Source organism: Cohnella sp. (assembly GCF_041640265.1).
GTDB lineage: Bacteria > Bacillota > Bacilli > Paenibacillales > Paenibacillaceae > Cohnella.
The window spans coordinates 1-4,302 of sequence record NZ_JBEQAP010000105.1 but is presented as its reverse complement, the minus strand read 5'-3'; the positions used below and the strand labels follow the sequence as shown (position 1 = coordinate 4,302).

Genomic DNA, 4,302 nt, shown 5'->3' with positions numbered 1-4,302 from the left:
TAATGGTTTGAAGAGTTTAGTGGACAGATATAACTCACTACGGAATATTTCATGAACCGCCGTATACCGAACGGTACGTACGGTGGTGTGAGAGGTCGGGAGTTAATCACTCCCTCCTACTCGATTTCTCATTATGAAGGGTGTGAATACATAAATATGTTTATTGTGTTGAAGAAATTAAGCTGGTTTTTCAAAATGTATTGGAAACGGTATACGGTAGCTATTGTGCTGCTGACAATCGTGGGAATTCTGGACGTTATACCTCCTAAGCTCATTGGGGTCGCGATTGATGGGATTTATGAAGAGACGTTGACAGGTTCGAGGTTGATTGAGCTGCTGGCGTTCTGGGCGGCTTTAACCGTCATTGGATACGGACTCACTTACGTCTGGCTATATCAGCTGTTCGGAGGTGCGTTCGTACTTGAACGGCTGCTCCGCTCGCGGCTTATGCGCCATCTTCTGAAGATGAGTCCAACGTTCTACGAACGGAACCGTACGGGTGATCTGATGGCTAGAGCGACGAATGACTTGGGTGCGGTGTCGGTAACAGCTGGCTTCGGGATCCTAACGCTCATTGACTCTACGTTGTTCATGCTGACGATTCTGGTCGTGATGGCGGGGTTGATCAGCTTGAAGCTTACGTTGGCGGCTTTGCTGCCGTTGCCGATTATGGCGTTGCTTATGCAGCACTTCGGCAAGAAAATCCACGAAAGGTTCATGAAATCTCAGGATGCGTTCGGCAACTTGAATGATCAGGTGCTGGAGTCGGTATCGGGTGTCCGGGTTGTCCGGGCATTCGTACAAGAGGAAGCGGACCGAGAACGGTTCAAGAAAACGACTGACGATGTATTCGGTAAAAATATAGCGGTAGCAAGGATCGACGCATTATTCGAGCCTACGGTAAAAATTCTTGTGGGGATCAGTTACTTAATCGGCTTATGTTATGGTGCGGTACTGGTGTTCAAGGGTGACATCTCGCTTGGTGAAATGATTTCGTTCAACATGTTCCTAGGTATGCTGATCTGGCCGATGTTCGCCATCGGCGAATTGATCAATATCATGCAGCGCGGGAATGCGTCGCTAGACCGGATCAACGAGACTCTAGGAGTTAAGCCGGACATTAAGGAGTCGGAGGCTCCGGCGGAGGTTGATGTTCCCGAGTCTATCACATTCGCTAACGTTACATTCCGATATCCGTCCTCTACGATCGACAATCTGGTTGATATCTCGTTTACGCTTCGGCGCGGGCAAACGCTAGGAATTGTCGGCCGGACCGGAAGCGGGAAAACAACGTTGCTGAAGCAGCTGCTCCGCGAATATCCGATGGGTGAGGGCAGCCTGAGGGCAGGCGGGGTTCACTTAACCGAGCTGGAGCTGGATCGTCTCAGAAGCTGGATCGGTTATGTGCCCCAGCAGCCGATTCTGTTCAGCAAGACTATCCGCGAGAACATCTGGTTCGGCAGTAAGGACGGGAGCCTGAAGGAAGAACGTCTGAATCGGGCGCTGGATCTAGCATCGTTCAGTAAGGATATTATGTTCCTGCCTGAAGGCTTGGAGACTCTGGTTGGCGAGAAGGGCGTAGCGCTCTCCGGCGGCCAGAAGCAGCGTGTGAGCATCGCCAGGGCAGTCATCGCCGATCCGGAAATCCTCATGCTGGACGATGCGCTCTCCGCGGTCGATGCGAAGACGGAGACAGAAATTCTAGAAGGCATTCGCAGCGAGCGGGAAGGAAAGACAACGCTCATTACGACACACCGTTTGTCCGCAGTGCAGCACGCCGATTGGATTATTGTGCTCGATGAAGGCCGAATCACAGAAGAGGGGACGCATGAGCAGCTCCTTCGGAACAAGGGCTGGTATAAGGAGCAATATGATCGTCAGCAGTTGGCTTCGGTCGTGGAATCATAAAAGTAAGAGTAGAAATGTAGGTGACATTAACCATGGGTAACAACGGAAAAAGATTATTTCAATATGCATTAAATTATAAGAAGCCGATTATGCTTGCACTTGTTCTGCTATTGCTTGCAGTGGGCGTGGAGCTGGTTGGACCCTTCCTCGCCAAGCGAATGATCGATACGAACATTATGGGTATTGAGAAACCATGGTACGAGACGAAGGAAGAGGACAGCTATGCGGTTCCTTATGGGGAAAGCCGTTATAAGCGAGAGGATCATTTTGCTGCTGATGAAGAGAAAGGACGCGAGGTCCGCATCCTTCAATCGGGGCGGACGTACTACTTCGTCGATGCGGCTGATGTTCCGGATACCGGAACGCGAAGCTTCAGTGAGGGGCAGTTATCCATCCTGCGAGAAGATGGAAGCACGCAGCTATTTCCCGCTACGATGCTGACCCGGAGTGAAACTTATGGGTTCTATAAGCCGGAGTTCCGCAGCATCTTCTTGCTGGCGATAAGTTATGTAGGACTTCTCTTGATCGGTGCGGTGCTTGCCTATTGGCAGCGATACTTGCTTCAAGTATCCGCGAACAAGATCGTTCGGAAGATGCGCAACGACGTGTTCAGGCACATTCAGCGCCTTCCCGTACAGTACTTCGATAATTTACCCGCGGGTAAAGTCGTAGCCAGGGTAACGAACGACACGGAGGCGATCCGGGAATTATACGTATCGGTACTGGCGAACTTTTTCTCCGGAATCATCTATATCACAGCCATTATCGGTGCCTTGTTCGTATTGGATGCCAGACTTGCGCTAATTGCTGTGCCGTTCATCCCCATCTTGTATGTGTGGATCGTGATATACCGTAAGTTCGCGGCGAAATACAATCACGTTATCCGCTCTAGGCTTAGCGATATTAACGGAATGATTAATGAATCGATTCAAGGGATGCCGATCATCCAAGCCTTCCGTAAGGAGAAGGAAACGATGACGGAGTTCCACGAGATGAACGACGAGTATTTCAAATATCAGAATAAGCTGCTTAGCCTGAACTCCATCACCTCGCATAACCTGGTGAACGTACTGCGCAATGTCGTCTTTATCGCGGTTGTCTGGATGTTCGCAGGCGGTTGGCTGGGTATGGCAGTAACGGTTGGGGTACTCTATGCCTTCATCGATTACATGAACAGGATGATGCATCCGATTGTGGGTATCGTGAACCAGCTATCAAACCTAGAGGTGGCACGGGTGTCCGCGGAGCGGGTATTTACGTTGCTGGATGAGCCGGGTGTTGAGGTTTCGGATAGTCGGATGGATCGTTACAAGGGCAATGTCAGCTTCGAAGGCGTATCGTTCGGTTATAAGTCTGGCGAGGATGTCTTGAAGAACATCAATTTCCGCGCTAAGCAAGGGGAAACGGTTGCGTTAGTAGGTCACACGGGCTCTGGCAAAAGCTCGATTCTGAACCTGCTGTTCCGGTTCTACGATGTAGAGCGCGGAGTTATCTCGGTAGACGGCATCGACGTGCGCGATATGCCGAAGCAGCAGCTTCGCCAGCATATGGGCATCGTGCTGCAGGATCCGTTCCTGTTTACAGGAACGATCGCTTCCAACGTCAGCCTGGATGATCCATCAATTTCCCGGGAAAAGGTGGAGCAGGCCCTTCGCGACGTAGGTGCGCATGACATGTTCATGCAGCTCCCGGGCGGGCTGGATGAGCCGGTAATCGAGAAAGGAAGCACGTTATCCGCAGGGCAGCGTCAGCTGATCTCGTTCGCGCGTGCGCTGGCGTTCGATCCGGCGATTCTAATCCTGGATGAGGCGACGGCGAGTATCGATACGGAGACGGAAGCGACCATTCAGCAGGCGTTAGACGTGCTGAAGCGGGGCCGCACGACGTTCGTGATCGCGCATAGGCTCTCGACCATCCGGGCGGCGGACCAGATTCTCGTGCTGGACCGCGGTCAAATTACGGAGCGCGGCAATCACGACCAGCTGATGCAGCAAGGCGGCAAGTATTTCGCCATGTACCAGCTGCAGCAGGGTGGAGCTGTGGAAATTGGGGCCTAAGATTAGAAAATAACAATAGGGGCTGTTCCAGAGTCTGAAGACTTTGGAGCGGCCCTTTTGTCAACATTTAAGAAAGTATATAATTCCGAGGGTTAGGGCTACCTACTTCGATATTTAGTTTTATTTCTACCTCTAACTGCTACAAAAAACGATTAAAAAGAGCAATTAGTGGCGAAAGTACCTGTAATATCATCAATACAAGCCGATAATAGGTAGCGTCAAGAAGTTTGTGTAGTAGGTTTATCCATCGGGACGATGGATCGTTAGGTTGTAAATGTTACACTGGAGGGCAAAGCCCAAGCGAATGCGCGGGATGAGTAAAGTTCTAGGAATTTAT

2 protein-coding genes are annotated in these 4,302 nt (G+C 50.8%); both read left to right on the top strand.

Going from position 1 to position 4,302, the window contains the following annotated elements:
- The first annotated feature begins 156 nt into the window (after positions 1–156).
- The gene (locus ACESLK_RS29905) at positions 157–1,908 is read left to right on the top strand and encodes an ABC transporter ATP-binding protein (protein WP_373233505.1); all 1,752 of its coding nucleotides are present in this window, start codon (positions 157–159) and stop codon (positions 1,906–1,908) included.
- 32 nt (positions 1,909–1,940) lie between these two features.
- On the top strand, positions 1,941–3,965 hold the full coding sequence (locus ACESLK_RS29900) for an ABC transporter ATP-binding protein (protein WP_373233504.1): 2,025 nt from the start codon (positions 1,941–1,943) through the stop codon (positions 3,963–3,965).
- Positions 3,966–4,302 lie beyond the last annotated feature (337 nt).

Coding starts and splice junctions, on each gene's coding strand:
- ACESLK_RS29905 (WP_373233505.1), top strand. CDS start 157: ATGTTTATTGTGTTGAAGAAATTAAGCTGGTTTTTCAAAATGTATTGG.
- ACESLK_RS29900 (WP_373233504.1), top strand. CDS start 1,941: ATGGGTAACAACGGAAAAAGATTATTTCAATATGCATTAAATTATAAG.